Consider the following 25,984-nt stretch of genomic DNA (forward strand, 5'->3'; position numbering starts at 1 on the left):
GCTATAGTGCAGCGCAACAGCAACAAGGTGCGACCGCGCCACGGCATCACGAAAGGAGCCACCAAGATGAAGAACACGATGAAGTCTCTCAACAACTGGTGGTGGCGTGATGCGAATACGATCGGTCGACAGTGAGTCCCTCACGCCTGTTTTTGCGCTCTAGGTGATTGGAAGGCCTCCGGTTTCGACCGGGGGCCTTTTTCTATCTCGAGCCCGATCGCATTCGCATCACGCGCCTCCGCTTTTCTCTTGCACCCCCATTCCGAAAGGCTTTTCACCATGTCTCAGAACACCACCGCCACCCAGCCCCGCACCGTCCAGACCGCCGACCGCGGCAAACTCGACGTCCGCGCTCTCGTCCTGCTCGCCATCCTGCTCGCCGCCGGCTTCATCCTCAACTTCACCGTCGGCAAGGCCATCTCAGGCATCTCGGGCGGCATGATCAGCCCCGAGTTCATCATCTCGGCCTTCTGCCTCACCATCCTGGTCGTTCGCCCCAACATCGGCCAGGCGCTCGTCATTGGCCTCATCTCGGCTGCCGTGATCCAGATCACCACCACTTCGCCGTTCGTCGATTTTGCCGCCGAGGGCATCGCCGCCATGCTCATGGCCGGCATCGTCAACGCCGCCGGCAAGGACGGTCAGGTCAAGCCCGCCATCGCCATTGTCGCAACCTTCCTGACCACCTTTGTCTCCGGCGTCATCTTCATGGTCATCAAGATGGCCATGCTCGGCGTGGTCGGCGAGCTCGCCGCCGCCATGTTGCCCGTCGTCGCCATGACCGCCGTCTTTAACGCCATTCTGGTCGGCGCCCTCTACCTGCCCATCCAGAAGGCCCTTAGGCTCAACTAACCCGCTCGGCTTTACGAGCCACCCCATCTTGGCGTTCATTCGACGCTCGCGTACCCAAGTACGCTTCGCTCCTCTTTCGCGCCAACCTGGGGCCCCTCGTAAAGCCGTCTCCGTGCTTCACCACCAAAGACTGTCCCAAACAACTAGCTTTTGGGAACGTTCTTAAACGACTAGTCATGTAAGAACGTCCCCAATGACTATGAAAGGTATCCATGGAAACGATCATCAACGTCGACGATGTCTCGTTCTCCTATGGCACGCAGACCGAGCAGGCGCTCAGCCACATCTCGCTCAGCGTGAACAAGGGAGATTTCATCGGCATCATCGGGCCCTCGGGCGCCGGCAAGTCCACGCTTGCCGCCTGTCTGTCGGGCGCCGTGCCCCACCACTACACCGGCACGTTCTTTGGGTCCGTCATGGTCGACGGCCACGACACCTGCGAAGTCTCGCTCACCGACGTGTCGCAAATCGTCGGCAGTGTGCTGCAGGATATCGACACGCAGATGGTCGCTTCGGTCGTCGAGGACGAGATGCTCTTTGGCCTCGAGAACTTTGGCGTTCCCCACGACCAGATCGAGCAGCGCGTGAGCGAAACGCTCGAGACCGTCGTCATCAGCGACCTGCGCGACCGCGAGATCGCCACCCTCTCGGGCGGACAGAAGCAAAAGGTGGCCATCGCCGCCATCCTCGCCATGCGTCCGCGCGTCTTGGTTCTCGACGAGCCCACCGCGGCACTCGACCCCGCCAGCTCCACGCTGGTCTTCGAGACGCTGCGTGAGGCAAACCGCATACTTGGAATCACCATCGTCGTCGTTGAGCAAAAGGTCGCCCTGCTCTCGGAGTACTGCAACCGCGTGCTCGTGCTCAACCATGGCGAAATCGCACTGCAGGGCGAGCCGCACGAGGTCTTCGCACACACCGATGAGCTTCGCACCATTGGCGTCGACTGTCCCCGTGTCACACGCATCTTCAATAGCCTCGAGGCCGATGGCCTGGCAAGCGGCACCCCTTGCTTGGATGTCGACGAAGCCGAGTGTCTGATTTCGGGTATCGTCGACCCCGCACACGCTGCCATCGAAGCCCAGGCGCCCGCCGGTTCCCCGCATGCACCGTCGTTGCGTCCTCATGCCAAGGATGCCGAACCCGTACTCACCTTCGACCATGTTGAGTTTGCCTATCCCAACGGCGGCGCCGCCGTACACGACCTTAACCTGACCCTCTACCCCGGTGAGCTCGTGGGCATCGTCGGTCAGAACGGTGCCGGCAAGACCACGCTCACCAAGCTGCTCACGGGCCTGCTCAAGCCCGCCTCGGGCAGCGTGCGCGTCACGGGACTGGATACTGCAACCGTTCCCACGAGCCGCATTGCCCGCGAGGTCGCGACCCTCTTCCAAAACCCCGACCGCCAGATCTGCAAGGATACCGTGCTCGACGAGGTCGCCTTTGGCTTGGAGCTTGCCGGCATCGACCGTGCCGAGGCTCTGCGTCGCGCCCAGCTGGTCATCGACCGCTTTGGTCTGCCCGCCGACGAGGCACCGTTCTCGCTTTCGCGTGGCCAGCGCCAGATGGTGGCACTTGCCTCCGTCGTAGTGGTTGAGCCCAAGATCGTCGTGCTCGACGAGCCCACGAGCGGCCTTGACTACCGCGAGTGCATGACCGTCATGGAAACCGTGCGCACCATGGCCGAGCGCGGATGCGCCGTCATCATGGTCTGCCACGACATGGAAGTCGTCTCCGACTTTGCCGAGCGCATCGTAGTAATGGCCGACGGCCGCATCCTCGACCGCGGCCGCACGCACGAGCTGTTCTCGAACATCGATCTCATGCGGCGTGCCTACGTGGAGCCTCCCCAGGTTATTGAACTCTCGCGCCGTCTGGCATCTTCCGTCTCGCCCGCTTTTGCGCAGGTGAGCGAGGTCACCGATGTCGTTCGAATTACCAAGGAGATGGTCCACCGTGGTTAACGTCATCGACTACATGCCGGGCGATACGCTGCTGCATCGCCTGAACCCCGTCGTCAAACTGGGCCTCGCCGCCGCCATCATCGTCGGCATCTTCTTGTCCGACACCTACGTGGCGCTGCTGGGCTTTTTGGCACTCACCCTTGCACTGGGTACCTATGCCGGCGTCGTCGACCGTCTGCTCTCGCTGCTCAAGTTGCTGATTCCGCTCGCGCTTATCATGCTGGTGCTCCAGCTGGCCTTTATGCGCGATGGCAACGTGGTGTGGGGCTTTATCACCGACGCGGGCCTCATCACGGGATCGAAGGCCTGCCTGCGCCTGCTAGGTGTGGCGTTGCCACTCATCCTCATGCTCATGGTGACCAAGCTCAACGACCTTGCCAACGCCTGCGTCGAGGTGCTGCACGTACCGTATCGCTATGCCTTCACCTTTACCACGGCGCTGCGCTTTGTGCCGGTGTTTGGTCAGGAGATGAACGCCATCATGGAGGCGCAGACCGCACGCGGCGTCGAGTACGACACCAAGAACCCCATCAAGAAGCTTAAGCTCATGTTGCCACTGTGCGTGCCGCTGCTCATCTCGAGCGTGGGCAAGACCGATGCCACCGCGCTTGCCGCCGAGCAGCGCGGCTTCTACCTGCGCACACGCGCCAGCTCGTACAAGCGCTATCCCATCAAGGGTCTGGACATCGCCGTGCTCATCGTCAGCATCGCCCTCATCGCCATCGGCTTCCTGTTCTAGTTCACCACCGACAGCAACCGCCCAACGCAAAAGGCCTCGGCTCGCACCAAACGAGCCGAGGCCTTTACTGTTTCTCCAGATAAAACCCACCATAATTAACCTGTCCCTTTTTGGCAGGTCGGAAGCTAGAGGCGGTAGGGAGCGCCGCTGCGGATGATGGATTCGCGCACCAGGACGTCCATGGCGTCGAGGGTGATCTCGGGCATCTCACGGTATTTCTGCAGCACCGAGAGCTCCGTACAGGCCAGGATGACGCGGTCGCAGCCGCTACGGGCGAACTCCCACATCACGCGGTCGAACTTATCCATATCGGGCTCACGTCCGGCCTTCACATCATCGTAGATAAGCGACATCACATCGTTCTGACGTTTCTCGCTGGGATAGACAACCTCAACACCCGCAGCCTTACATTCGCGGCCGTAGACGCCCGCGCCCACGGTTCCGTCGGTGCCCATGATGCCAATCTTGTGCACCGGCTCGGCCGGCATACTCAGGTTGGGGTCGAACTCGCACTCCCCCATCACCGCACCGGCCAGAGCATAGCGCACCGACTCACGCGGCATGTGGATAATCGGCACTGTGGTAAACGACTGGATCTGGTCGTAGAAGTAGTGTGACGTGTTGCAGGGAATGGCAATGTGCGCACAGCCCAGCGACTCGAGTGCCTGGGCACACTCTTTCATGGTCGCCAGCAGCTTGGCATGCTCGCCGGTCTTAATGGCCAGCGTGCGGTCGGGCATGGTCGACTTGGAGAGCACCACCATGTCGATATGTTCCTGATCGCAGGCAGCAGCCGTATGACGCACCACCTGGTCGTAGTAATACGACGTGGCCTCGGCGCCCATGCCGCCGATAACTCCCAGCTTTTCCATCGCCGCCTCCTTGGTGACGCTTGCGCAATTGCGCGTATCGTACCCGCGCCCGCCCGATGCAAACCGGACGGGCGCCGCACTCATCTACTTGTAATACGTCTTGAACAGCTTAAAGTGGCGCAGCTTAGTGTGCCACATGCGCAGCCAGCGGTTAAAGACAAAGTCGCCCTTCATAAACGAAGGGTCGGCGCCCTTGCCTTCCTTGTCCAGGCGATGCACCTTAGCGCGCAGCTCGGGATCCTTGACGTATTTGTCGACGACGCCCATGGGGACGACCATCCACAGAGCCTCGTCCTGCGCCGTCACAAACTCCGGCGCAAACGGGCGGTTGAACACATACTCGTCCACCACATACTTGGCAACGTTAAAGCCGCTGTTGGTAACGTAGTAGTTGCTGCGGCCCTGGCGCGTGTTGAAATCGAAGAACTTAAACGAGCCATCGCGCTCGTCGTACTTAACGTCAAAGTTGGAATAGCCCACAAAGTGAAGGTCCTCGAGCAACTTGCGCACGCCGCCCATGAGCTCGTCATTAGGCTCGGTAATGATACAGGCATGGTTGCCGACACCGTGGGGCTGATGCTCCTCGAGCAGCACATGGCCCAGGCACATCATGCGGACCTTACCGTTGCGGTCGGAATAGCTGGTGAGCACGCGCATGTACTCGTCGTTGCCGGGCACGCGATCCTGCAAGATCAGGTCGTCGGTGTAGCCGCTGGCATACGAGTCGCGAATGACCTGTTCCAGCTCGGCGCGGTCGGCAATCTCATAGGCCTTCTTCTGGCCCTCGAACTCATGCTGCCACCACATGATGCCGTCGGAAGGCTTCAGAATCATCGGGTAAGGAAAATCGATCTGGTCGAGCACTTCGGCAGGCGCCTCACCCTGGGCATTGAGCATCGCCTTGGTAAAGGTAAACGTGTGCGGATAGGGCACGCCATGCTTCTCGCACAGCTCGTAGAAGATCTCCTTCTTCTGACACTGTTCAAGCATGCTATAGGGAGCGTAAGGCGCGACGATGTTATCCGCCAACTCATGGGCATCCTTGGCCTGAGCCACGAGGGCAACATAGTTATCGCCACAGCCCACAAGGACAATCGTCTTGTCGGCATGCGCTTGGGCAATGCCGTTGACGGTTTTGAGCATCACGGGCATGGTATCGATATCCACGTTGGGCGTGTAGTCGATAATCTGGCTGCGGTACGCAGGGCCCGTCTGGTACTTGCCAAAGACCAGACTTTTGACCTGGTACTCCTCGTAGAAGGCGCGCGCCACCGAGTAGGCGTTGATGTCGCCACCGAGCAGCACGGGGATGAACTCGCGCTCTGTAAACTGCAATGCCATGGAAACTTCCTATCATGAACTGCCCACACAACGGGCGGTCTTTGCGCAACTGATTTATTCTAGCGTGCCAAGCCGCCGGCGCCCAAAGCTCCACCGTATCTATGGCAATCGACGTAATCGTCCAGCACGAAGGCCAGCACGAAGACGGCGCTCACCGTTGTATGACAATGGGCAATGAACCTACCATTGTTGTAGGATTCAGTGTATTGACATCCTCGAGCGAAAGGCACGCACGTGCCCCAAGACCATCCGACCGATAATCCCATCCTCAATGCCGCGAAGCACGAGCTGGCGGAACGCGCACAAACGGCAGCTCCCCTACGCACCGCAAACGATGCTTACAACGGGCCCGCCCGCATCGTCTCAATCAACACGTCGAAGCACAAAGGCACACGTAAGTCGCCCGTCGCCGACGGGCACGACACCGTCATCGAGCAGTTTGGCCTCGCCTCTGATGCGCACGCCGGGCATTGGCACCGCCAGGTTTCCTTTTTAGCTGCAGAGTCTATCCAGACGGCGCAGGCGCGCGGGCTCGATGTGCACGAGGGCGACTTTGGCGAGAACTTCACAACCCAGGGCATCAACCTGCTCTCGCTCCCCCTGGGAACGCAGCTCAAGCTTGGAAGCGACGTGCTTGTCGAAATCAGCCAAATCGGCAAGGTCTGCCACACCCGTTGCGCCATCTACTATCTCGCCGGCGACTGTATCTTTCCCCACGAGGGCATTTTTGGCGTGGTCCTAAAGGGCGGAGAGGTCCATACCGGCGACGATATCCAGGTAGTCAAACTCGACGACGGCTCCTGTTCGTTCACCCCCGCCGAGGCGCTCGAAGAGATTGAGCAGGCTCGTCAGGAGGGCACGCTGTAGTTGTAAAACCCCACGTTGAGATGGCTTTTACAGACCAAAACTCCTCTTAAACAGGGCTCTGTAACGTTAAAGTTGAACTCTATGGTTTCTCAACAATTCATCATAACTGCAGGTCAAAGCCAAAGCCTCAAGTTCAACTTGACCCTTTGGGACCTTTAAGGTTCAAGTTGAGGTCGAAAGCAGTAGTAGAATATCGTTCGAACCATAACCTACGATTGATTGCAGAGGGACTGGATGCAGCATTCGAATCATCGCACCGCAGCGCTCATTGCGTCGAAGCCGGCTCGTATCATCACGAGCGCCGCGCTCGCCGTTGCGCTGACGGCCACGCCGATGCTCTCCCCCGTTGCGGCGTATGCCGCCTCGCAGGCAACGCAGGACCAGCTTTCCGCAGCCCAGCAGAAGATCGAAGCCGCCACGAGCGCCTACAACGACGCCCGCACCAAACTCGATGACCTGCAAAAGCAGATTGACTCCAATGAGGCAAGCATCGAGGAAATCGAGGCTAAGCTTCCCGAGCAGCAGGCCAAGGCAAGCTCCGCCATGCGCGATCTGTACAAGTATCAGAAGGGCACCAATCCCATCGTGAGCTTCCTGGTCAACGCGCAGAGCCTGGGTGAGTTCATCACGACCTGCAAATACACCAACCAGATCACGAGCTCGAGCGTCGACGAGATCGAGCAGCTCAATAACATGCAAACCGAACTCGAGCAGAACAAAGCCGAGCTCCAGCAAGCCAAGTCTCAGCTTGAGGCAGAGCAGAAAAACGCCGAGGATGCGCTGGCGCAGGCCCAGCAGCTCCGCAGCGAGGCACAGGCAAAAGCAGAGCAGGAAAATGCCGCCGAGCTTGCCAAGCTTGAGGCCGATAAGGCCGCTGCCGCCGAGAAGCTCTCGGGCGAGGGCGTAAGCGGCAGCAATTCCAGCAGCCAGGCCACCAACACCAACACCACCATCGACACCACGGTGAACAACGCCAATACCGGTAGCTCCGATTACGATTCGTTCATTAATGAGTGGACAGGCCGCATCGACAATTATCTCGCCGGCTCCCCCATGGCAGGCCAGGGCTATAACTTTGCCGTCGCCGCTTGGAATACCGGTGTCGACCCCCGTTGGTCCCCCGCCATCGCCTGCATCGAGAGCACCAAGGGTGCTTATTGCGCCAATTCTTACAACGCCTGGGGCTGGAGTGCCCGCGGCGGCGGTTGGCGCAGCTTTGGCAGCTGGAGCGAGGGCATCTCCGCTCACGTTGCCTATCTGGGCGCCAACTACGGCTCCACCCTTACCCCAGCCGCGGCCAAAAAGTACTGCCCGCCCACGTGGCAGGACTGGTACAACAAAGTCGCCGCTCAGATGAACCGCATCTAAGTGCAACTGCAAAGGGCCCCAATGGGGCCCTTTTTCTTTTAGGTAGCGGAGGTATCGACGACGCCGGTCGCATTGGCAACCGCGACTATGACGATCATGCATAGGAGCAGCACACCCAATGCCTTGAGCAAGAGCTTCGCGAGCTTCTTGCCGCGATAGCTGTCGAGCAATGCGAATCGCCGACGAAGACGGCGCTTATCGAACAGCGCAAAATGCATAAGCACCATAAGGCCATCGACAAAGAAAAAATACTCGATTATGAGAAGCCACGTCGGGTAGCTTTGGTTTGCTCCCGTGGGGTGAAAGACGGCAAAGTGACTTCCGGCAAAGAACACAAGCAGCGAGAAGAAGACGAGCGTATTCCAAATGCGCCCCAGAGACTCCGGAACGCGAGAGAGCAGACCGCATGCAGTGGAGGCGGCAGGCCTAGGAAGCCCTGTGGGGTTCTGGAGTCCTTGGGGCGTCAACACCGTCTCCGAGGCCGGAGTACGGACAAGCACAGGCGCAGGAGGCCGCACGGGGCGACTTAGATCGTATGCCGCGCGCGTCGCCCGTCCCAACGCTTCCGCGCTCGCAAAACGCTTGGCCGGGTCGAGCGCCATCGACATGCAGACGGCATCGGCAAGTGGAGTGGGAATGCCGCATGCCTCACATTGCTCGCGCATGTCGAGCCCTGGTTTAGGGTCGACTCCCGTCAAGCAAAAGAACAACAGGGCCCCAAGTGCGTAGACATCGCTGCGCACACTCGTCTGCCCAAACCCATACTGCTCGGGCGGCGCATAGGGTCGCGTGCCAAACTTGACGGTGTCAGCATCGGCGCCATCGCGCCATACGCGCGCGATCCCCAGGTCGATAATCACCAGCGATGAAAATGCCAGGCCGTCATCAGGCGTATAGTTGGCACCTGTCACGATGATATTCGACGGCTTGAGGTCGCGATGGATCACCGGCGCCGACGTCTCCCCCACCATTGCAAAACCGGCATGGAGCTCGCCCACGGCATCGCATAGGGCAGGATACAATTCACGCGCATAATCGGGGGTGGCTCCCAGACGGTCCACCAGCGCCCCGAGTGTCTCCCCTTCGATGTATTCCATAACCACGTTGAGCTCGTCGCCCACACGACGACAATCGACGATTCTGGGCAGGTGCTCAAAACGCCTGCCTGCCCGCTGAGCGGCAAACAGACGCTCGTATGCCCCGCCGATTTGAGCCGAGGCATCGATGCGTTTACGAACAAAGGGACCGAGCGAACCATCGCCGGTTCCTTCAAAGTACACGAGCTCGGTTGTTTCGACGGACGAGCGCTTAAGTACACGCTCCACGCGATAGCTGTCGTCGCGATCGAGCGACGCCAGGTGCTCGGCAAGCGCTGCGGTCAGCTCGTCATCGGAATATGTTGGGCTCTGAGTATCCATAGCCTCCATCATAGCGCAGGGCGCAGACACCCCATGGCATCTGCGCCCCGTTCGCTTGCATCGTTGTTCGGCAGCTCCGCCGGCTCAGATATCAGCCGCTAACTCACCGTCTCCTCGCCAAAGCGATACAGCTCCTCGTTGACCTTTTGGAGGCTGCACCCGCGATCGATGCAAAAAATGATAATCGCATCGCGGCGGTCCTTGCAGTTAAGGACGCTTACCCCGGCAGCCGTCAGCGCACGGTTGGTTTCTTTGAGCGCCAGCGCCATCGCAAAGGCAATCTGCAGCACCTTATTGCGGCTCGGATGCCGCGCACCGGTAAAGATCTGATAGCCAAAGGTCTCATTGAGATCGGCCATACGAACCACGCGCGAGCGCTCCAAGCCCTTTTCCTGCAGTAGCTGCTTCAGGTAGTCCGAAAGCGACGGGGCGGCAAAGTCGTGTTCTTTGATATAGCCATCGATGTTTGGCGCGTCGAGAAGCTCATTGAGTAACTCGTCAGTCAGCTTTTTATCGGGCATACGACTTCACCTCCCCCAGTGCATACAACATGCTAAAAACCGCTTACGTCCGAACGCTCCCAACTGGCGACCTGATCGGGAGACACCGTGCCCAGCGCCTCGAACTTCCAGGAGCCGCCCGCCTTCAGATGATTGGTGTTTGCAAGAGCCGTTCCAACCTGGTTGCCATCAGCATCATACAGAACATACTCAATCTGAATGTAGCTCTTTTCCTTGTCCGTGTTATTGGTCAGCGTCCCCGTGATCTTATAGGCAAACTGATTGGAAGTGTCTTCAGCCTCGTCAGCAATGGTATACGGTTCTTGCGGTTCTTTTTGCTCCTCAGCCTGCTGTGTCGTCCCGGCAGGTTTTGCCGAATCGCTCGCAGGCGAATCGGTTGAGTTGCCGCCCATAGAGCCCACGGCACCGACAATAACCAGCACCACGATGACGCCTAGGACAATCTTACCGATCGGCTTCTTTCCCTCTTTTGCCATTATTCATCCTTCCTACGATCCGGCTACCGTGCCGGCACACAGCACATCGTAGGAAGGATTAAACTTGAATTCATTAGCTGAGAGCTAAGGTTGCGGTAAACGGCCAATGCAGTTATCCAAACGCCGAGCAAACGCACTTTGCGCGACCGTCTGCCGGCAGCGCATCAACCCACCGTGACGGATTCCCCGGTAAAGGCACTGACCATCAACAGGACAAAGAACACCAGGTAGCTGACACTCAGCGGGTACGCAATGACCAGGAATACAACCCAGCCGACATTGGTTTTACCGCCGGCACGGCGTCGCTCGCGATTGCGGCAGAGCCAAATCGTCACGCCGATGGCAGTGATAAACAGTACGAGTGCCGCCGCAGCCAGCCCAGCAAACACAAACATCACGCCAATGCTCACAGCGATGACCGGAAGCAGCAGCAAACCGCATCCGCATCCACCCGGACTATATACGGCAGACTGTCGGCGTCGTTCCATCGTCACTCCAAGCCAAGCAATCGTTTGTAGACATCGAGGCCTTTGAGTAGGATTTCCTCGTCAAAGAGCATGGTATCAGTGTGAAGGGCGCTCGTGGCATAGGCGGGGCAGCCATCCGAATCGATCGGATTATCTTGTCCCTCCGGCACGCCCGTACCCAGGAGGAAGAACACGCCTGGCAGATGGCGCTGATAGAAAGCGAAGTCCTCGGCAATCAGCAAAGGCTCATCCACGAGTTGCAGCTCGGACAAGACAGGCGCAATGTGGGCGAACAGCTCGGGGTCGTTATCGACCGGCGGATAGCCCTCGGCAAAGTTGAGATCATACGTGCAGCCCGTTGCGGCACAGGCATCGTCCAGCACGCGGCGCACGCCTTCGCGCGCCCGGTCGAACATGTCGTCCGTAAACACACGCAGGCTTCCGGCCACATGGGCCTCCCCCGCCACCGCGTTGCAAACCGTACCGGCCTGCAGCAGACCAAACTTACCGATACAGGGCTCGTCGGTGCCCAGCTCGTCCATCAGTTCGCGCTCGGCAACCAAGAACTTGGCAGCCGCCAGCGCCGCATCGTGCGACTCCTCGACCGGAACGCCATAGGTCTTAGCGATATGGATGCTCGTCCCGTGAATATGAATGTGTGTCTCACTCGAACGCGCCAGCAGCGGACCGGAACAACTCGCCAACGTGCCGGCAGGCAGATCGGGCCACACATGGAAGCCAAAAATGCGGTCAGCCCCATAGCGCTCGAACACACCGCTCTCGCATACCGTCTTGGCACCACCGGTCGTTTCCTCGGCCGGCTGGAACACAAAGAGAACGTTGCGCCTAATGGCGCCCGGCTGCTCGCGAATCGTACGGTCGACATACGTCGCGGCGGCAAGTGCCATGGCCATGTGTCCGTCATGTCCGCAAGCGTGCATCTTGCCGGGATGGATCGAGGCAAAGGCCGCTCCCGTCGCCTCCGCGATGGGCAGCGCATCCATATCGGCGCGAATCGCCGTGGCACGCGCGGCACCAACGCCAGCGTCGAAGAAAGCGCAGACGCAGCTGGGACACGGATGGGTCACCTCGCAAGCGAGCGGCGCCAACACGCCCTCGATATAGGCGATAGTCTGCGGAAGATCGAAATCGAGCTCCGGAATGCGATGGAGATCGCGGCGATAGCGACGGAGTTCTTGGAGCTCGGTCATAGAGAATCCCTTCGTGAGGCACATCTGTTGCAACTTATTGTGATACAGGATTGTGGCACACATGTTTCCAGCATATTGCTGCATTTTTTAAACGTTATATACGAATACTCTTGTTTGGTAAAGTGCAACGTGATAGGGTCTTTACCACTTGATAGAGGCGCGGGCACGAAGAGCCGCGGGCGAGCCGGCAGGCTTTGACCCCGTGGGGAGGCGAAACCCGCCGAACTGGGTTTTTCGGGCACGAACAACCTGGTGGGCCTGTGGGAAACACCCACAGGACTGTCTGCAGCAATGCGGGAGCGCTATCCGGACATTGGGTCCACGCTATGCGGATTCGATGCGCAGATGGCGCCGTCTGGATAGCGAGGTTTACGGGACATGGCATTGACCCCCAACGAGGCATATGCGGCCAAGCAGCCGTTTGTGGACAAGGAGACACTCGAGCATATCGTCGAGCAGTTCCCCACGCCGTTTCATCTATACGACGAGGCGGGCATCCGCCGCAACATGCAAGAAGTGCGCGACGCCTTTGCATGGAACCCGGGCTTTAAGGAATACTTTGCCGTCAAGGCCAACCCCAACCCGGCGCTCATCTCCATTCTCAACGAATACGGCTGCGGCTGCGATTGCTCGAGCTATACCGAGCTTATGATCGCCCGCTCACTGGGTATCACGGGACACGACATCATGTTCTCTTCCAACGACACGCCGGCTGCCGACTTTGAGCTCGCCGACAAGCTGGGTGCCATCGTCAACTTTGACGACATCAGCCACATCGAGTTCTTTGAGCGCGTTGCGGGGCCCATCCCCAAGACGGTCAGCTGCCGCTTTAATCCAGGCGGTCTGTTCCAGCTCTCCAACGGCATCATGGACAACCCGGGCGACTCCAAATATGGCATGACCACCGAGCAGCTCTTCGAGGCCTTCCGCATGCTCAAGGCCAAGGGCGCCGAGGACTTTGGCATCCACGCATTCCTTGCCAGCAACACTGTCACCAACGACTACTACCCCAAGCTCGCGCGCATCCTCTTTGAGCTTGCCGTACGCCTGGAGCGCGAGACCGGCGCACACGTCGCCTTCATCAATCTGTCCGGCGGCGTCGGCATCCCCTACCTGCCCGAGCAGCAGGCCAACGACATTCGCGCCATCGGCGAGGGAGTACACGCGGCATACGACGAGATCCTGGTTCCCGCCGGCATGGGCGATGTGGCCATCTGCACCGAGATGGGCCGCTTTATGATGGGCCCCTACGGCTGCCTGGTCACCAAGGCTATCCACGAGAAGCAGATCTACAAGGACTATATCGGCGTGGACGCCAGTGCCGTCGACCTCATTCGTCCCGCCATGTATGGCGCTTACCACCACATCACGGTGATGGGTCAGCCGGGCGGCCCCGACAAGACCACGGCACCCGTCACGAACACCTATGACATCACGGGCAATCTATGCGAGAACAATGACAAGTTCGCCATCGACCGTGAGCTTCCGCATATCGATATGAGCGACCTGCTCGTGATTCACGACACCGGCGCGCATGGCTACTCCATGGGCTACAACTACAACGGCCGCCTGCGCTCGGCCGAGGTCCTGCTGCGCCCCGATGGCTCGGCCGACCTCATCCGCCGTGCCGAGCGCCCGGACGATTACTTTGCCACGCTCGACGTGTTGCCGAGCGGCCGAGAGCTGCTGGCCAAGTCGCGCGCCGAAAGCGCCCGCCGTCGCGCTCAAGACGAGCGCCTGGCCGTCGCCGCCCAATGGAACAAACGCATCCAGATCGCGGACGCGAAGGAGAAGAACATGGACATCCGCAATCTCGAGGGCTCAATCGTCGCCCTGGTTACGCCGTTTAAAAAGGACGGCAGTGTCGACTTTGACGCGCTCGAGCACCTTATCGATTTCCACCTGCAAAACGGCACCGACGCCATCCTCACCCTGGGTACCACCGGCGAGAGCGCCACGATGACCGACGACGAGGACAACTCCGTCGTCGCCGCCGTGGTCAAGCATGTTGCAGGACGCGTCCCCGTCATTGCCGGCTCGGGCTCCAACTCCACGCAGACCATGCTCACCAAGTCGCTCACCTATCAGGGCCTGGGCGCCGATGGTCTGCTGCTCATTACCCCCTACTACAACAAGTCTAACGAAGAGGGCATCTACCAGCACTTTAAGACCGTGGCCGACGCCGTGGACATCCCTTGCATTCTGTACAACATCCCCGGCCGCTGTGGCTGTGGCATCAGCGAGCGCAACGTAGAGCGTTTGGCCGCGCACCCCAACATCATGGGCATCAAGGAGGCCTCGGGCAACGTCGCCTACGCGGCCAAGATCGCCCACCTGCTATCCGATGACTTTCGCATGTACTCGGGCGAGGACGCGCTTACCGTGCCGCTCATGAGCCTGGGCGCCTCGGGCACCATCAGCGTGTGGGCCGACGTGCAGCCGCAGCTCGTGCATGACATGTGCCGCGCCTATTTGGACGGTGACGTGGCGCGTGCCCGCGATATCCAAATTGCCGGCCAGCCACTCATCAATGCCCTCTTTAGTGAGGTCAACCCCATCCCCGTCAAAGAGGCACTCGCTCAGATGGGTATGATCGAGGCAAACTACCGCATGCCGCTGTGCCCCATGGCAGACGACACGCGCTCTGCACTTACCGATGCCCTGAAGGGAGCTGGTCTGCTTGATTAAGACCATCATTATGGGAACGGGCCGCATGGGCTCGCTCATCCGCACTACCGCCGAAGGCATTGTCGACGCCGCCGGGCAGCCCGTTTTTGATATCGTCGCCCAGATCGGTTTTGATCTGTCCGAGCTCGAGAGCGCCCCGGCGGCCGATGTGATTATCGACTTCTCGAACGTCGCGACCTTCGATGCCGTCGTCGCCTATGTCGAGCGCACGGGCGCGGCGTTGGTCTCGGGCACCACAGGCTACACCCCCGAGCAGATGGACCGTCTGCGCGAGCTGGGCCAGAACACCCGCGTTATGCACTCGGGCAATTACTCCATCGGCATCGCAGCCCTGCGTCATCTAGTAGCCCAGGCCACGCGTGAGCTGCCCGGCTTTGACTGCGAGATTGTCGAGACTCACCACAACCAAAAGGTCGACGCCCCCAGCGGCACCGCCAAGCTGCTGCTCGACGCCGTAGTCGAGGCCGAGCCCGAAGCAGGCTACCACCCCGTCTACGGTCGCGAGGGCATGTGCGGCGCGCGCGACCCCAAGGAAATCGGTATGCACTCGCTGCGCGGCGGCACCGTCGCCGGCGTGCACGAGGTGAGTTTCTTTGGCCAGGACGAGGAGGTCACGCTCACGCACCGCGCCACAAGCCGTCAGATCTTTGTCAACGGCGCCCTGGCAGCCGCGCAGAAGCTCGTCGCCCGCGAACCCGGCTTCTATACGTTCGACCAGGTCATGTTTGCCTAACCAAGTATCAACCGAATCCACCCAAAGGAGAGATAGCAAATGAGCAACGCAGCCGAGATGGATGCCCAGGAGATTATCAATTACATCGCCACCGCGCCTAAAAAGACGCCTGTCAAGCTGTATGTGCGCGAGAAACCCGGCATGAAGGTTGCCTGGGGTGACGCACATGTCTACGGCGGCCGTCGCGGCAAGACCGTCTTTGGCGACTGGGACGAGCTCAAAGCCATCCTTGATGCCAATGCCGATTCCATCGATTACTACGACGTTGAAAACGATTGCCGCAACTCCGCCCTGCCCATGCTCGACCTTAAGGGCATCAACGCCCGCATCGAGCCGGGCGCGATCATCCGCGACCGCGTCGATATTGGCGACCGTGCCGTCATCATGATGGGCGCCATCATCAACATCGGCTCCGTTATCGGCGAGGGTTCCATGATCGATATGGGCGCCGTGCTGGGGGGTCGCGCCACCGTGGGCAAGAACTGCCACATCGGCGCCGGCACCGTGCTGGCAGGCGTTGTGGAGCCCGCCAGCGCCACGCCCGTCATCATCGAGGACGATGTCATGATCGGCGCAAACGCCGTGGTCCTGGAAGGCGTGCACGTGGGCAAGGGTGCTGTAGTTGCCGCCGGCGCCGTGTGCGTCGAGGACGTCCCCGCCGGCGCCGTCGTGGCCGGTGTCCCCGCCCGCGCCATCAAGATGCGCGACGAGAAGACCGACAGCAAGACCGGCCTGGAAGAGGGCCTGCGCCAGCTTTAATAGTTACGGCGTTTTACCAAACGCCGTAACGGCCCGACGCTGCAAACGCCCCTAAGCGGCAATCTGACGTTCAATCGTCGGTCGCGTACCGAAGTACGCTTCCCTCCTCTTTCACGTCACCTTGCTCGCTTAGGGGCGTTTTCGCTGACGTATGCTCGACCTGCAACGTAATTCAGCCCCAAGTAAAAAGGCCGAAGCCCTCATCCGGGGCTTCGGCCTTTATTTTTGCAGCGTCCAAGCGCAGTTTATCGATTCTCAATTGACCCGATATTCTTGAGCTCGATGGAGATGAGGCCGTTGGGCTCATTGACGAACTCGATGTACTCGGAGTTCGAACCCATCTCGGCCGGGAAGCTGATCTCGATGCCCGTGTCGGTACGGATCTTGTGATTGCGCACGGCCGCGCGCTCAACTTGCTTGCGCTCCACGGGAACGCGCTCAGGCACCTTCTCCTCAGTCAGTGCCGCGCGCACGCTCTCCTTGATAACTGGTTCGTCCTCAAAGACCTCATCGACGATATCCCAAGGCGGCAGCTCCTCGTCATCCTCGACTTTCTCGGCAACGGCAGCCTTAACCTTGGCGAGCGCCACGGCCGTGTTGGCACCGTGCTCCTCGGCGACTTCCTCGACCACACGCGTCACGGTGTCGATGACCTCCTTGCCCGATACCCCCGTGTCGCACTGCAGCAGGCCATCGGGAATGAGCATGCGATCCTCGCCGGCAATCTTGCGCTTCTTATCCACATAGCCGATCTCCATGGTGCTTGCACGCACGATTGCATAGCTCGGCACCTTTTGCGAGGGGTTCGGCAGAATGGCGTAGTGGCGCGCGATGTCGTTGCGCACCTCCCCCTCTTCGCGGCCCACTTCGTGCATAAAAGCCTGCTTGGAGCCCAGCAGCATCACGGCAAACCAGCGGGCATCCTCATCGTCGTCAAAATCAGCCACGAGCACGTCGGTGGACTCGGCTTTCTCGGCTTTGGTGAGCTCGGAGGAGATAAACTCCGCAATCTGCTGCGACAGGTCCACGAACTCGCGCTCGCCAAAGAAATAGCCCTTGAGCTCACCACCAAACGCAGAGTTCTCGGCAAACGTGGCGCGTTTGTTGTCGGCCGAGGTACGAGCGCGCCGCAGGTGCGTGGTTACGAAATTACGCACGGTGCGGCTCTCGATATCCAACTCGCGCTGGCTCATAACGTTGACGGCAGAGTCAAAGTCCAGGATATGCAGAATCGCGTGATTGATTTTCATATACGGCATTCCGTTCTAGATCGATTTCGGCACGAACCAGTATAGCGGTCGAGCCCGCCCCAGGCGCATCGAAGATTGGCGCATCGGGGACAGGTTGCTTTGTATCAATGGCTAGCGCAGGAGCTCGGACTGCCAAGCCTCGAGCTGTTCTGCCAAACTCTTGCCGGCAGCGGGCACGTCGATCTGGGGTCGTTTGGGCAACAGTGCGCATTTAAGGATCGCCACGATGGTCTGCGAGATAAAGCGTCGCGTATCTTTGTCAAAGCCTTGCGCAGCCTGGAGCATCACGGGCAGACTCTCACGCAGATTTCCTGCGATATCCGCAAACCGTTCGGCGTCCGTAGCCTCAAACACGGAGAACAACGCATCTACAAAACGCTCGCGCTCGCTAGGTGACACTGCAAGCAGCATCTCGCGAATGGAGCCATCAACGTATCGAGCACCGGCGGACAGGCGCTCACAGTATACGAAGTCGCAACCATCAACCACCCAGCTAAAGGGATTGTGCTGCAGCAGGCTGAACTCGGTGCTCTCAACGATGGCATAGTCCTCTTGTGTCTCGAACATCATGCCGAAGATCGACGACCGAGGTAGCGTCTTGTCGATTCGACCGGAAAGATCGGCAAAGGCGTTGCCGTTCAGAAACTCCTCGACGAACCCTGGACCATCATGGGAATACGCCCGTTCGATTCGCTCACGGGCGACATCGGAGCACATCGCCGCACCGTACACCGCAAGGTTTCCGCCCTTGGAATGACCTCCGCACAAAAGCGGCCCGTCGATCGCATCCGCCGCCTCGTCCACATAACGCGCCGCGGATTCCTGGGCCGGCACAGGACACCGGAACGCCATGTTAAAGTCCTCTTTCCAGCCCACAATCGTGCTGTCGGTCCCCCGGAAGGAAAGATAGCTAAACCCCGCCGGAAACCGGAACGCCATGGCTGCAAACTGCTCCGTCGCCACCACATCGCTCACGGCACGATAGCCGCAAACGTGCACGCCGCGGTATCTGGGATTTGCTGCCACGGCCTCCAACAAGGCCCTGCTTCCCTCTGGGTCCCACAAGTCGTCAATCATGTCCCGGTAGCACTCGGCACGCAGCAGTTCGCGTACGTCTAGGCCCTGCCAGTTCGTCAGCCCCGCCATATCACCCGGCAAGCGCAAATAGGACAACCACGCAAAGACCAGGCTATCCACCGCGCAGAACGGCCGCTCCTCAAAGGGATCAAACGCCGTCTGGACATAGGTCAAAAAATTAGGCGAATCCGACATGGCCCTCCCATCAACTATGGTGCATTGGAGTCAGGTTACTTTGCACCAAAAAGGCGCCCGGGCCGTGTGGACCCGGACGCCTTCATTGTAGCTTTTCGCTCTAGCGAGCTTGATTTAGCAGGAGAAGTCGACGCTGTCGATGATGTCCTTGAGGGCCTTGGCGGAGACGGTGAGCTCATGCTGCTCGTCGTCGTTCAGCGGCACGGGGACGCGGCAGACGACGCCGTCGCGGCCAACGACCGTCGGCATGGAGATGGCCAGATCGGACAGGCCATACTCGCCCACCATGAGCGAGGAAACGGGCAGAACGGTCTGCTCATCACGCATAACAGCGGTGCAGATGCGCTTGACGGCCATGGCGACACCATAGTAGGTGGCGTGCTTCTTCTCGATGATGGTGTAGGCGGAGTTCTTGACGTCCTCGGCGATACGTTTCTCGGCGGCTTCATGCTCCAGGTGGCCGTGAAGCTCGCAGAAGGTGTTCAGCGGCACGCCGGCAACCTGAGCGCTGGACCAAGCGACAAACTCGGAGTCGCCGTGCTCACCCATGACGTAGGCCTGAACGTCGCGCGGGTCAACCTCGACGTGAGCGCCAAGCATCTGCTGCAGACGGCCGGTGTCGAGCACGGTGCCGGAGCCGATGACATGGCCCTCGGGCAAGCCGGACATCTTGATGGCGGCATAGGTCAGGACATCGACCGGGTTGGAGACGATGAGCAGAATGCCGTCAAAGCCAGACTTCTTAATCTCGGGGATAATGGACTTAAAGATATTGACGTTCTTGTTGACCAGGTCCAGGCGGGTCTCACCGGGCTTCTGGGCAGCGCCAGCGGTGACGACGATCATGGCGGCGTCGGCGACATCGGAATAATCGCCGGCATAGATCTTCATCGGCTCGGCAAACGTCATGCCGTGCGCGATATCCAGGGCCTCACCCTCGGCGCGGTTCTTGTCCACGTCGATGAGGACCATCTCGGAGAACAGACCGCTCTGCATCAGCGCGAACGCCGAAGACGAACCGACGAAACCGCAGCCGACGATAGCGACCTTCTTCTCGTTAACCATTAGAAACTCCCATCTCTCTCCACAAACAAGCCGCCCGGGAACGACCCGAGCGGCTTGCCGTAATCCCAATACATCCAATCGGGACTTTGATTATGCTCCTATTCGCAGCCAAAAATCGACCGTTTACCGAAATTGTTTGCAGGATTCGTAAAATAACTGCACGAAATCGGTTTCGAGCTATTGACGAGCCGAAATAGCTTTCTAATACAGGCCCGCCTCGCGAATGGCCTCGACAGCCAAAGCGATCTGGTCGGGCGGCAGGACCAGCGCCATGCGCACGTGCCCCTCGCCCGAAGGACCAAAGCTCGCACCCGGCGTCACCACAACGCCGGCCTTCTCCATGAGCTCCTCGCAAAACGCCATGGAATCGGTGCGACCACCGGGAAGCTTGGCCCACACAAACATAGAGCCATGCGCGTTGGGGCGCTCCCAGCCCAAGTCCTCAAGACCGTCGCACAGGGCGTCGCGGCGCTCCTGGTACTTCAGACGCTGCGCCTCGACCTCATCGCGCGGACCGTTTAGGCAGGCGATGGCGGCCTTCTGGATCGGGAAGAACATGCCAAAGTCGATTTGGCTGCGCAGCTTGGCAAAGGCAGAGACCACGTCCTCGCGGCCGACCAAAAAGCCGATACGCGCACCGGTGACGTTAAACGACTTGGAGAGCGAGAAGAACTCAACGCCCACCTCGAGCGCACCGGGATACTGCAAAAAGCTTCCGCCCGGCTCGCCGTCGAACACGATGTCGGAGTACGCGTTGTCGTGAACGATGAGCAGGTCGTGCTCGCGGGCGAAAGCGATGATCTCCTCGTAGATCTCGGGCGTACCCACCGAGCCCACCGGGTTGGCGGGCAGCGACACGATCATATACTTGGCGCGATCGGCAACCTCGGGATCGATGCCCGCCACATAGGGCAGGTAATTGTGCTCGGCAACCAACGGATAGTACTCGAGTTTGGCATCGGCGATTTTGGCGCCCGCCTCGAAGACCGGGTAGCACGGATCGGGAACCAGAATGGTGTCACCCGGGTCGAGCAGGGCCAGGCCCAAATGACCCACGCCCTCCTGTGTGCCGTTGCACGACTGCACCATGGACGGCGTAATGCCCGAAACGCCAAAGCGGCGCTCATAGTAATCGCACACGGCCTGCTTGAGTTCGGGCAGGTCGCGCAGGGCGTACTTCCACATCTCTGGATCCTGGGCGGCTTGTGTGAGCGCATCGACCACGTGGCCGTACGGCTTAAAGTCGGGCGTGCCCACGCTCATGTTGTAAATGGTCTTGCCCTGAGCCTTCAGCGCGAGAAGCTTGTTGTTGAGCGAGGCGAAGACCTCCGCGCCAAAGCGATCGAGACGCTGCGATGCCTGCATGGTGCCACCTTTCGATATAAAAAACGCGGCGCTCCGACAAGAGCGCCGCGCGATACGGGCCATCAGATTGCAAAAGTGTAACGCTTGCAAACCCCGTATTGGTTCAATTTAGCCAACCTTAGTCAATTGCATTGAGCGCGTCGATCTGCGCAAGCCACAAACGCGAGCTGGCGTCACTCGGCATACGCCAATCGCCGCGCGGGCTGAGCGTCACCGAGCCCACCTTGGGACCATCGGGCAGGCAGCTGCGCTTAAACTGCTGGGCAAAGAAGCGACGATAGAACGTACGCAACCACGTGTGGACTGTCTTGGCGTCGTAGACGCCCTCGAAGCTCTTGAGCGCCATGCGGTAGATCTTGCCCGGCTCAAAGCCAAAGCGCAGCAGGTAGTAGAGGAAGTAGTCGTGCAGCTCGTACGGGCCCACCAAATCCTCGGTCTTCTGCGCAATCTCGCCGTCGCCCGTGGGCGGCAGAAGCTCGGGGGACACCGGCGTATCGAGGATATCGAGCAAGACCTCGGCAATACGCCCGCCAAAGACATCGGCGGCATAGCGCACCAAGTGACGCACGAGCGTCTTGGGCACGCTCGCGTTGACGGCGTACATGCTCATGTGGTCGCCGTTATAGGTAGCCCAGCCGAGCGCCAGCTCCGACAGGTCGCCCGTGCCAATGACAAAACCGCCAGCCTGGTTGGCCAGATCCATCAGAATCTGCGTACGCTCGCGCGCCTGGCTGTTCTCGTAGGTCACGTCCTGCACGGCCGGATCATGCTCAATGTCCTTGAAGTGCTGCTCCACAGCCGCGTGGATCGAAACCTCGCGGAAGCTCACACCCAGGTCGCGAGCGAGCGACTCGGCATTCGACTTGGTGCGATGCGTCGTGCCGAAGCCGGGCATGGACACGGCTGTGATACCAGTGCGCGGCAGCCCCAGTGCATCGAAGGCACGCACGGTCACAAGCAGCGCTAGCGTGGAGTCCAAGCCGCCCGAAAGGCCGATAACCGCAACCTTGGTACCCGTGTGGGCAAGGCGGGTCTTGAGGCCCGCAGTCTGCAGATCGAGGATCGTCTCGCAGCGCTCGGCCAAGTCGCCGTGGTCGGCCGGCACAAAGGGCGCGCGCGGGAAAACGCGGTCGATATCGCAGGCATCGCGCAGGACAGGTTCTTCGGCCAGCACGCCCTCAAACGAAAACTCAACGGTCGTGGCCTCCGGCGCATCGTCCGCGCGCGTCCACGTCGTCGAGCGACGGCGCTCGGCAACCAGACGGTCAAGATCGACATCGGCGACGGCCATATCGCAGGTAAGCAGTTTGGTCGCGGCGAGCTTCGAGCCGTTTTCGTAGACGAGGTTCTCGCCCGCAAAGACCATATCGGTCGTGGACTCGCCCTCGCTCGCGTCTGCATAGGCATAGGCACAGTACAGGCGTGCGCTCTGATTGGAGATAAGGCTGCGGCGATAGTCTGCCTTACCGATGATTTCGTCCGAAGCCGACGGGTTGAGAATCACCGTCGCACCGGCAAGCGCCATCTCGGTCGAAGGCGGCGCCGGCACCCACAGGTCCTCACAGACCTCAACGCCCAGCACCATATCCTCGGCACCCTCATCACAGCAACGGTAGATAAGCCCCGAACCCAGCGGAACCGGACCCTGACCGGCAAATTCAACCCACACGGGATCCGCAGGCGCCGGAACAAACCAGCGACGCTCATAGAACTCGCCATAGTTGGGCAGATACTTCTTGGCCGTGAGGCCCAAAAGCTCGCCCGCACAGCACACGGCCGCGCAGTTGTAGATATTTTCAGCCACCGCAACGGGCAAGCCAACGGTAAAGACGATCGGCAGCTCACGGGTTTCATCGAGTATGTGCACCAGCGCTGCTTCGCAGGCATGCAGCAGCGTGCGGTTATGGAACAAGTCGGCCGCGGTATAGCCGGTCAGGTTAAGCTCGGGCAGCACCAGCGCGCGAACGCCGCGCTCGGTAGCCTCGCGAACAGCCGCCAGCGCAACCTCGGCATTGCCCTCGACATCGGCCACGCGAATCCGCGGCGAGGCCGCCGCCACACGCAAAAAGCCATCGCTCTTATTAGCCGAAACGCAGCATTGCCTTGTTGATCTGGACACTGGAGGCCCCTTCTACCCTGAGATTCAGTCTAACGGACGTTCACATATCTCTAACTAGCCAAAGCAACCTCCCAGTTTACTGAGAGGCCAACCTGTGCTAAGAGCATGTAGTTCAAAAATATCTTTAGTTAAAAAAGGAGAATCGATAATCGACTTCTCCTTTAAGCGAGGCGAGTAAATTCCGAAACTAATGGCAGAATTTATCCGTGTAGTCCTCAAAGTCGAACACTTCTACCACGACGCCCTCTTCCTGAAACTCTTTCAGTTGCTCCAAGAGATCTTTGTTAATAACGTCCATGCAGAAACCTCCTCTATTTAATCAATTGTAGTATATCTGCTTTCATGCAATTATCACCCAACTTGTTTAATTGCTCCTCGCTTGCCGATAGTCCCTCTTTTTTCAAAATGTCGCGCACCTCGTTCTTAGTAATCGGCTTTTCAAACAACGAAAGCAAAGCGAACGAAAAATCATTAACCGCACACATTCTATGGGTGGCACAACTCAGCAGTACTCTTAACCCCCTCTTTTGAGCGTCCGACTTCTTTCACAAACGAACTTTTAACCAATTGAAAACCATTATCGTGCATTACATAATCGGCATCGATATTTGTATTCAGCAATCCATAATGCAACAGTTCTTCTATCGCCCTTGTCAGCTCGAGGTCGCCCTGATCAAGGATAAGAGAAATGCTACAATCGGCCTCCAATAAACGGGCCAACTTAAGGTATACCAACTGGGAAACAGCATAGACATGATGGTATTCAGAATTATAGAAGTAGGCAAATGGCTCAACGAGCACGACAGAGGTCTTGGAATCCAGCCAGATTCGATCAGCTGGATTTAGACTAGTTAGCCGTCGCTTTACTTTGGTCAAATGTCCCTTATACCTGACAGCGTGAATAGAATCTAGGATCCAGGTCACCTCTGAAATATGAAGCCGCTGGGGCAAGTCAATTGTGTCGCTACCGTTTATGACCTCTTGCATATAAAAATCAATATGATGCTCATCAGATAAGGATTTTGCTTCATTTAAAGTTAAACCAGTGCCTGAAACATAATCCACTTCGAGGCGCAAATCCTCATATTGGGACTTCGGCATTACAGAGACACCATACTTATCGGGATGATTCCAAACATCCGACCCCATAACGAGACCAAAATTCGTAAATCCTCTCGTGGAATATGGAACACCACATACCTGTTTTGAATAATTCAAAACATTCTCTGTATAAGCTAAGGTGTTCAGAGCCTCTTCTTTAGTTTCGGTCGGGAAGCCAATCATAAAGAATAGATGAACAGGAATACCCGCATTGAGACAATCATGGATATTGCGATCAATCCAATCAACTCTCGTGTTCTTCTTCATTAGATCAAGAACTCTTTGGTTGTATGACTCGAGGCCAAACTGAATCTGCCTACATCCACTTTGGTATATCTTGTTGAAAACGTCTGTACTTAGGGTTGGAGAGAACCTCGTTTCTCCATGCCAGAAAAACGTTTTTCCCGATGCGTTTATTTCATCCGCGAGTTGCTCCATTCTTTTGCCTTCGAATGTTTCATCCACAAAAGAGAAAACTCTCGTGCCGTATTTTTCATTTAACCGACACATTATTTCAAATACTCTCGATATAGGCATCTTTCGGTAACAACCACCGGTAGCACCGGGAATGGTGCAGAAGGCGCAATGATTAAAACACTGCCTAGAGGAATAAACCGGCAATATTAACTCAGGCATGAAGTATTTAGAAAGGGCGAAGCCATCGAAATCGGGAACTGTATCGTTGATAAATGTTTGCTCAATCCGATGGTTTTTATATATCTTTCCACCTTTAGCATGGCAAAGGTTTGGAACACAGTCGAGATTGTCATCACCGGAGTCAAGAGCCTCAAGAAGACGTGCAAGCGGCTCTTCGCCGTCATACATCATTATCGAATCAATGTATTCAAAAAAGGGATGCCATTCTTTCATGCAGTCATCTGCTAAACGAGTAATGTAATTGCCGCCCAATGAGACGTGTTTAACAGATGGACATTCTTCTTTAATCAGTTTCGCTAACGTAACTGCAGAAATCAATTGGAAACAGCCGCTCACCGAAATCCCAATAAACTCAATTTTTTCCCTCTGAATACGCTTAAGAAAGGCAGTTTCATAGAAGGAAATAAACGGATTATGCAAGGTATCCGCAAGCGATTTCATTATTTCTGGTGTCGAATAATAATCATAGGGCAGATCTATGGAGTTGAACGTGTATTTAACTCCATACGAGACGTGATTTATGATATAGAGTGCATTTCTAAAAATGTTTTCAGCATATTGTCTTTCTTTTAGATTAAAGTATCTCTTCGATCTGAAAATATCTTTTGCCTCGTCAACATTAAGTGCTGACTTTTGTATCAACTCGATTGTTAATTGAACATTCGAACTAAACGAATCCTTTGATTCCCGATACCTTTTACAGCACTCTTCGACATGTCTAAAAGATAGGAGGTCATCGTAAAATTCCACGTTTAAGTCAACAATGTCAACTTTATATTGTTCAACCTCTTGAAGATATGACTTCAAAACAGGCAAGGCAAGATACGGCCCCACTGGACTCCATCCTGGGGGAAATACTAAAAGCGTTTTAGGCATATC

At 58.1% G+C, this 25,984-nt stretch carries 21 protein-coding genes and 1 riboswitch; of the genes, 8 read left to right on the top strand and 13 right to left on the bottom strand.

What is annotated here, in order from left to right:
* Positions 1-279: 279 nt before the first annotated feature.
* The 3 genes from ABHT90_RS01635 to ABHT90_RS01645 all read left to right on the top strand — a co-directional run bounded on the left by ABHT90_RS01635 (position 280) and on the right by ABHT90_RS01645 (position 3,555).
* Positions 280-852, top strand: a complete 573-nt coding sequence (locus tag ABHT90_RS01635; protein WP_117745904.1) for a hypothetical protein — start codon at positions 280-282, stop codon at positions 850-852.
* 212 nt (positions 853-1,064) lie between these two features.
* On the top strand, positions 1,065-2,816 hold the full coding sequence (locus ABHT90_RS01640; RefSeq protein WP_346979370.1) for an ABC transporter ATP-binding protein: 1,752 nt from the start codon (positions 1,065-1,067) through the stop codon (positions 2,814-2,816).
* A complete protein-coding gene (locus tag ABHT90_RS01645; protein ID WP_117745902.1) occupies positions 2,809-3,555 on the top strand; it encodes an energy-coupling factor transporter transmembrane component T family protein in 747 nt (248 codons plus the stop codon). Before ABHT90_RS01640 ends, ABHT90_RS01645 begins: the two co-directional genes overlap by 8 nt.
* Positions 3,556-3,680: 125 nt before the next feature.
* Here ABHT90_RS01645 and ABHT90_RS01650 read toward each other — a convergent pair whose 3' ends face one another.
* Positions 3,681-4,427: an aspartate/glutamate racemase family protein gene (locus tag ABHT90_RS01650; RefSeq protein WP_270226906.1), complete on the bottom strand. Its 747-nt coding sequence runs from the start codon at positions 4,425-4,427 to the stop codon at positions 3,681-3,683.
* A gap of 84 nt (positions 4,428-4,511) precedes the next feature.
* Positions 4,512-5,768 (bottom strand): carboxylate--amine ligase, encoded by a 1,257-nt coding sequence (locus ABHT90_RS01655; protein WP_117745900.1) that lies wholly within the window; start codon positions 5,766-5,768, stop codon positions 4,512-4,514.
* Between the two features lie 234 nt (positions 5,769-6,002).
* Between ABHT90_RS01655 and ABHT90_RS01660 the strand changes: the two genes are divergently transcribed.
* Both ABHT90_RS01660 and ABHT90_RS01665 read left to right on the top strand, forming a co-directional pair.
* Positions 6,003-6,635, top strand: a complete 633-nt coding sequence (locus tag ABHT90_RS01660) for an MOSC domain-containing protein (RefSeq protein ID WP_271745357.1) — start codon at positions 6,003-6,005, stop codon at positions 6,633-6,635.
* A gap of 234 nt (positions 6,636-6,869) precedes the next feature.
* Positions 6,870-8,003, top strand: a complete 1,134-nt coding sequence (locus ABHT90_RS01665; RefSeq protein WP_118377185.1) for a coiled-coil domain-containing protein — start codon at positions 6,870-6,872, stop codon at positions 8,001-8,003.
* A 38-nt stretch (positions 8,004-8,041) separates the two neighbouring features.
* On the opposite strand, the gene ABHT90_RS01670 is transcribed toward ABHT90_RS01665, so the two are convergent.
* From ABHT90_RS01670 to ABHT90_RS01690, 5 genes are all read right to left on the bottom strand, one after another.
* Entirely contained in the window at positions 8,042-9,421 is a 1,380-nt protein-coding gene (locus tag ABHT90_RS01670) for a serine/threonine protein kinase (RefSeq protein ID WP_346979371.1), read from the bottom strand.
* A 98-nt stretch (positions 9,422-9,519) separates the two neighbouring features.
* Positions 9,520-9,942, bottom strand: a complete 423-nt coding sequence (locus ABHT90_RS01675; RefSeq protein ID WP_346981384.1) for an XRE family transcriptional regulator — start codon at positions 9,940-9,942, stop codon at positions 9,520-9,522.
* Between the two features lie 32 nt (positions 9,943-9,974).
* Positions 9,975-10,418, bottom strand: a complete 444-nt coding sequence (locus tag ABHT90_RS01680; protein ID WP_195520506.1) for an FxLYD domain-containing protein — start codon at positions 10,416-10,418, stop codon at positions 9,975-9,977.
* A 164-nt stretch (positions 10,419-10,582) separates the two neighbouring features.
* Complete coding sequence (locus tag ABHT90_RS01685; RefSeq protein ID WP_346979373.1) at positions 10,583-10,906, bottom strand: hypothetical protein; 324 nt, start codon at positions 10,904-10,906, stop codon at positions 10,583-10,585.
* Between the two features lie 2 nt (positions 10,907-10,908).
* Entirely contained in the window at positions 10,909-12,096 is a 1,188-nt protein-coding gene (locus tag ABHT90_RS01690) for an N-acetyldiaminopimelate deacetylase (RefSeq protein ID WP_346979374.1), read from the bottom strand.
* A gap of 144 nt (positions 12,097-12,240) precedes the next feature.
* Positions 12,241-12,409: riboswitch (Lysine riboswitch) on the top strand.
* Positions 12,410-12,474: 65 nt separating this feature from the next.
* Between ABHT90_RS01690 and dapA the strand changes: the two genes are divergently transcribed.
* From dapA to dapD, 3 genes are read left to right on the top strand one after another with little or no spacing between them, the layout of a single operon-like run.
* Positions 12,475-14,784 (top strand): 4-hydroxy-tetrahydrodipicolinate synthase, encoded by a 2,310-nt coding sequence (dapA, locus tag ABHT90_RS01695; RefSeq protein ID WP_346979375.1) that lies wholly within the window; start codon positions 12,475-12,477, stop codon positions 14,782-14,784.
* Entirely contained in the window at positions 14,777-15,517 is a 741-nt protein-coding gene (gene dapB / locus ABHT90_RS01700; RefSeq protein WP_346981385.1) for a 4-hydroxy-tetrahydrodipicolinate reductase, read from the top strand. Before dapA ends, dapB begins: the two co-directional genes overlap by 8 nt.
* Positions 15,518-15,556: 39 nt before the next feature.
* On the top strand, positions 15,557-16,276 hold the full coding sequence (gene dapD, locus ABHT90_RS01705) for a 2,3,4,5-tetrahydropyridine-2,6-dicarboxylate N-acetyltransferase (RefSeq protein ID WP_346981386.1): 720 nt from the start codon (positions 15,557-15,559) through the stop codon (positions 16,274-16,276).
* Positions 16,277-16,521: 245 nt separating this feature from the next.
* Here the strand turns inward: dapD and ABHT90_RS01710 are convergent, their stop codons facing one another.
* The 6 genes from ABHT90_RS01710 to ABHT90_RS01735 form a co-directional block, all read right to left on the bottom strand.
* A complete protein-coding gene (locus tag ABHT90_RS01710) occupies positions 16,522-17,526 on the bottom strand; it encodes a nucleoid-associated protein (protein WP_022094136.1) in 1,005 nt (334 codons plus the stop codon).
* Positions 17,527-17,637: 111 nt separating this feature from the next.
* Positions 17,638-18,798, bottom strand: coding sequence for an Mbeg1-like protein (locus tag ABHT90_RS01715; protein WP_195624772.1), 1,161 nt, complete (start codon positions 18,796-18,798; stop codon positions 17,638-17,640).
* 114 nt (positions 18,799-18,912) lie between these two features.
* Entirely contained in the window at positions 18,913-19,863 is a 951-nt protein-coding gene (locus ABHT90_RS01720; RefSeq protein ID WP_117735270.1) for an L-lactate dehydrogenase, read from the bottom strand.
* Positions 19,864-20,064: 201 nt separating this feature from the next.
* The gene (locus ABHT90_RS01725) at positions 20,065-21,228 is read right to left on the bottom strand and encodes a pyridoxal phosphate-dependent aminotransferase (protein WP_346981387.1); all 1,164 of its coding nucleotides are present in this window, start codon (positions 21,226-21,228) and stop codon (positions 20,065-20,067) included.
* A gap of 118 nt (positions 21,229-21,346) precedes the next feature.
* Positions 21,347-23,347, bottom strand: a complete 2,001-nt coding sequence (locus ABHT90_RS01730; protein WP_346981388.1) for an NAD(+) synthase — start codon at positions 23,345-23,347, stop codon at positions 21,347-21,349.
* Between the two features lie 486 nt (positions 23,348-23,833).
* Positions 23,834-25,981, bottom strand: a complete 2,148-nt coding sequence (locus ABHT90_RS01735; protein ID WP_346981389.1) for a B12-binding domain-containing radical SAM protein — start codon at positions 25,979-25,981, stop codon at positions 23,834-23,836.
* Positions 25,982-25,984: the final 3 nt, after the last annotated feature.

It is taken from the genome of Collinsella aerofaciens (assembly GCF_039758815.1).
Taxonomy (GTDB): Bacteria; Actinomycetota; Coriobacteriia; order Coriobacteriales; family Coriobacteriaceae; genus Collinsella; species Collinsella aerofaciens_BP.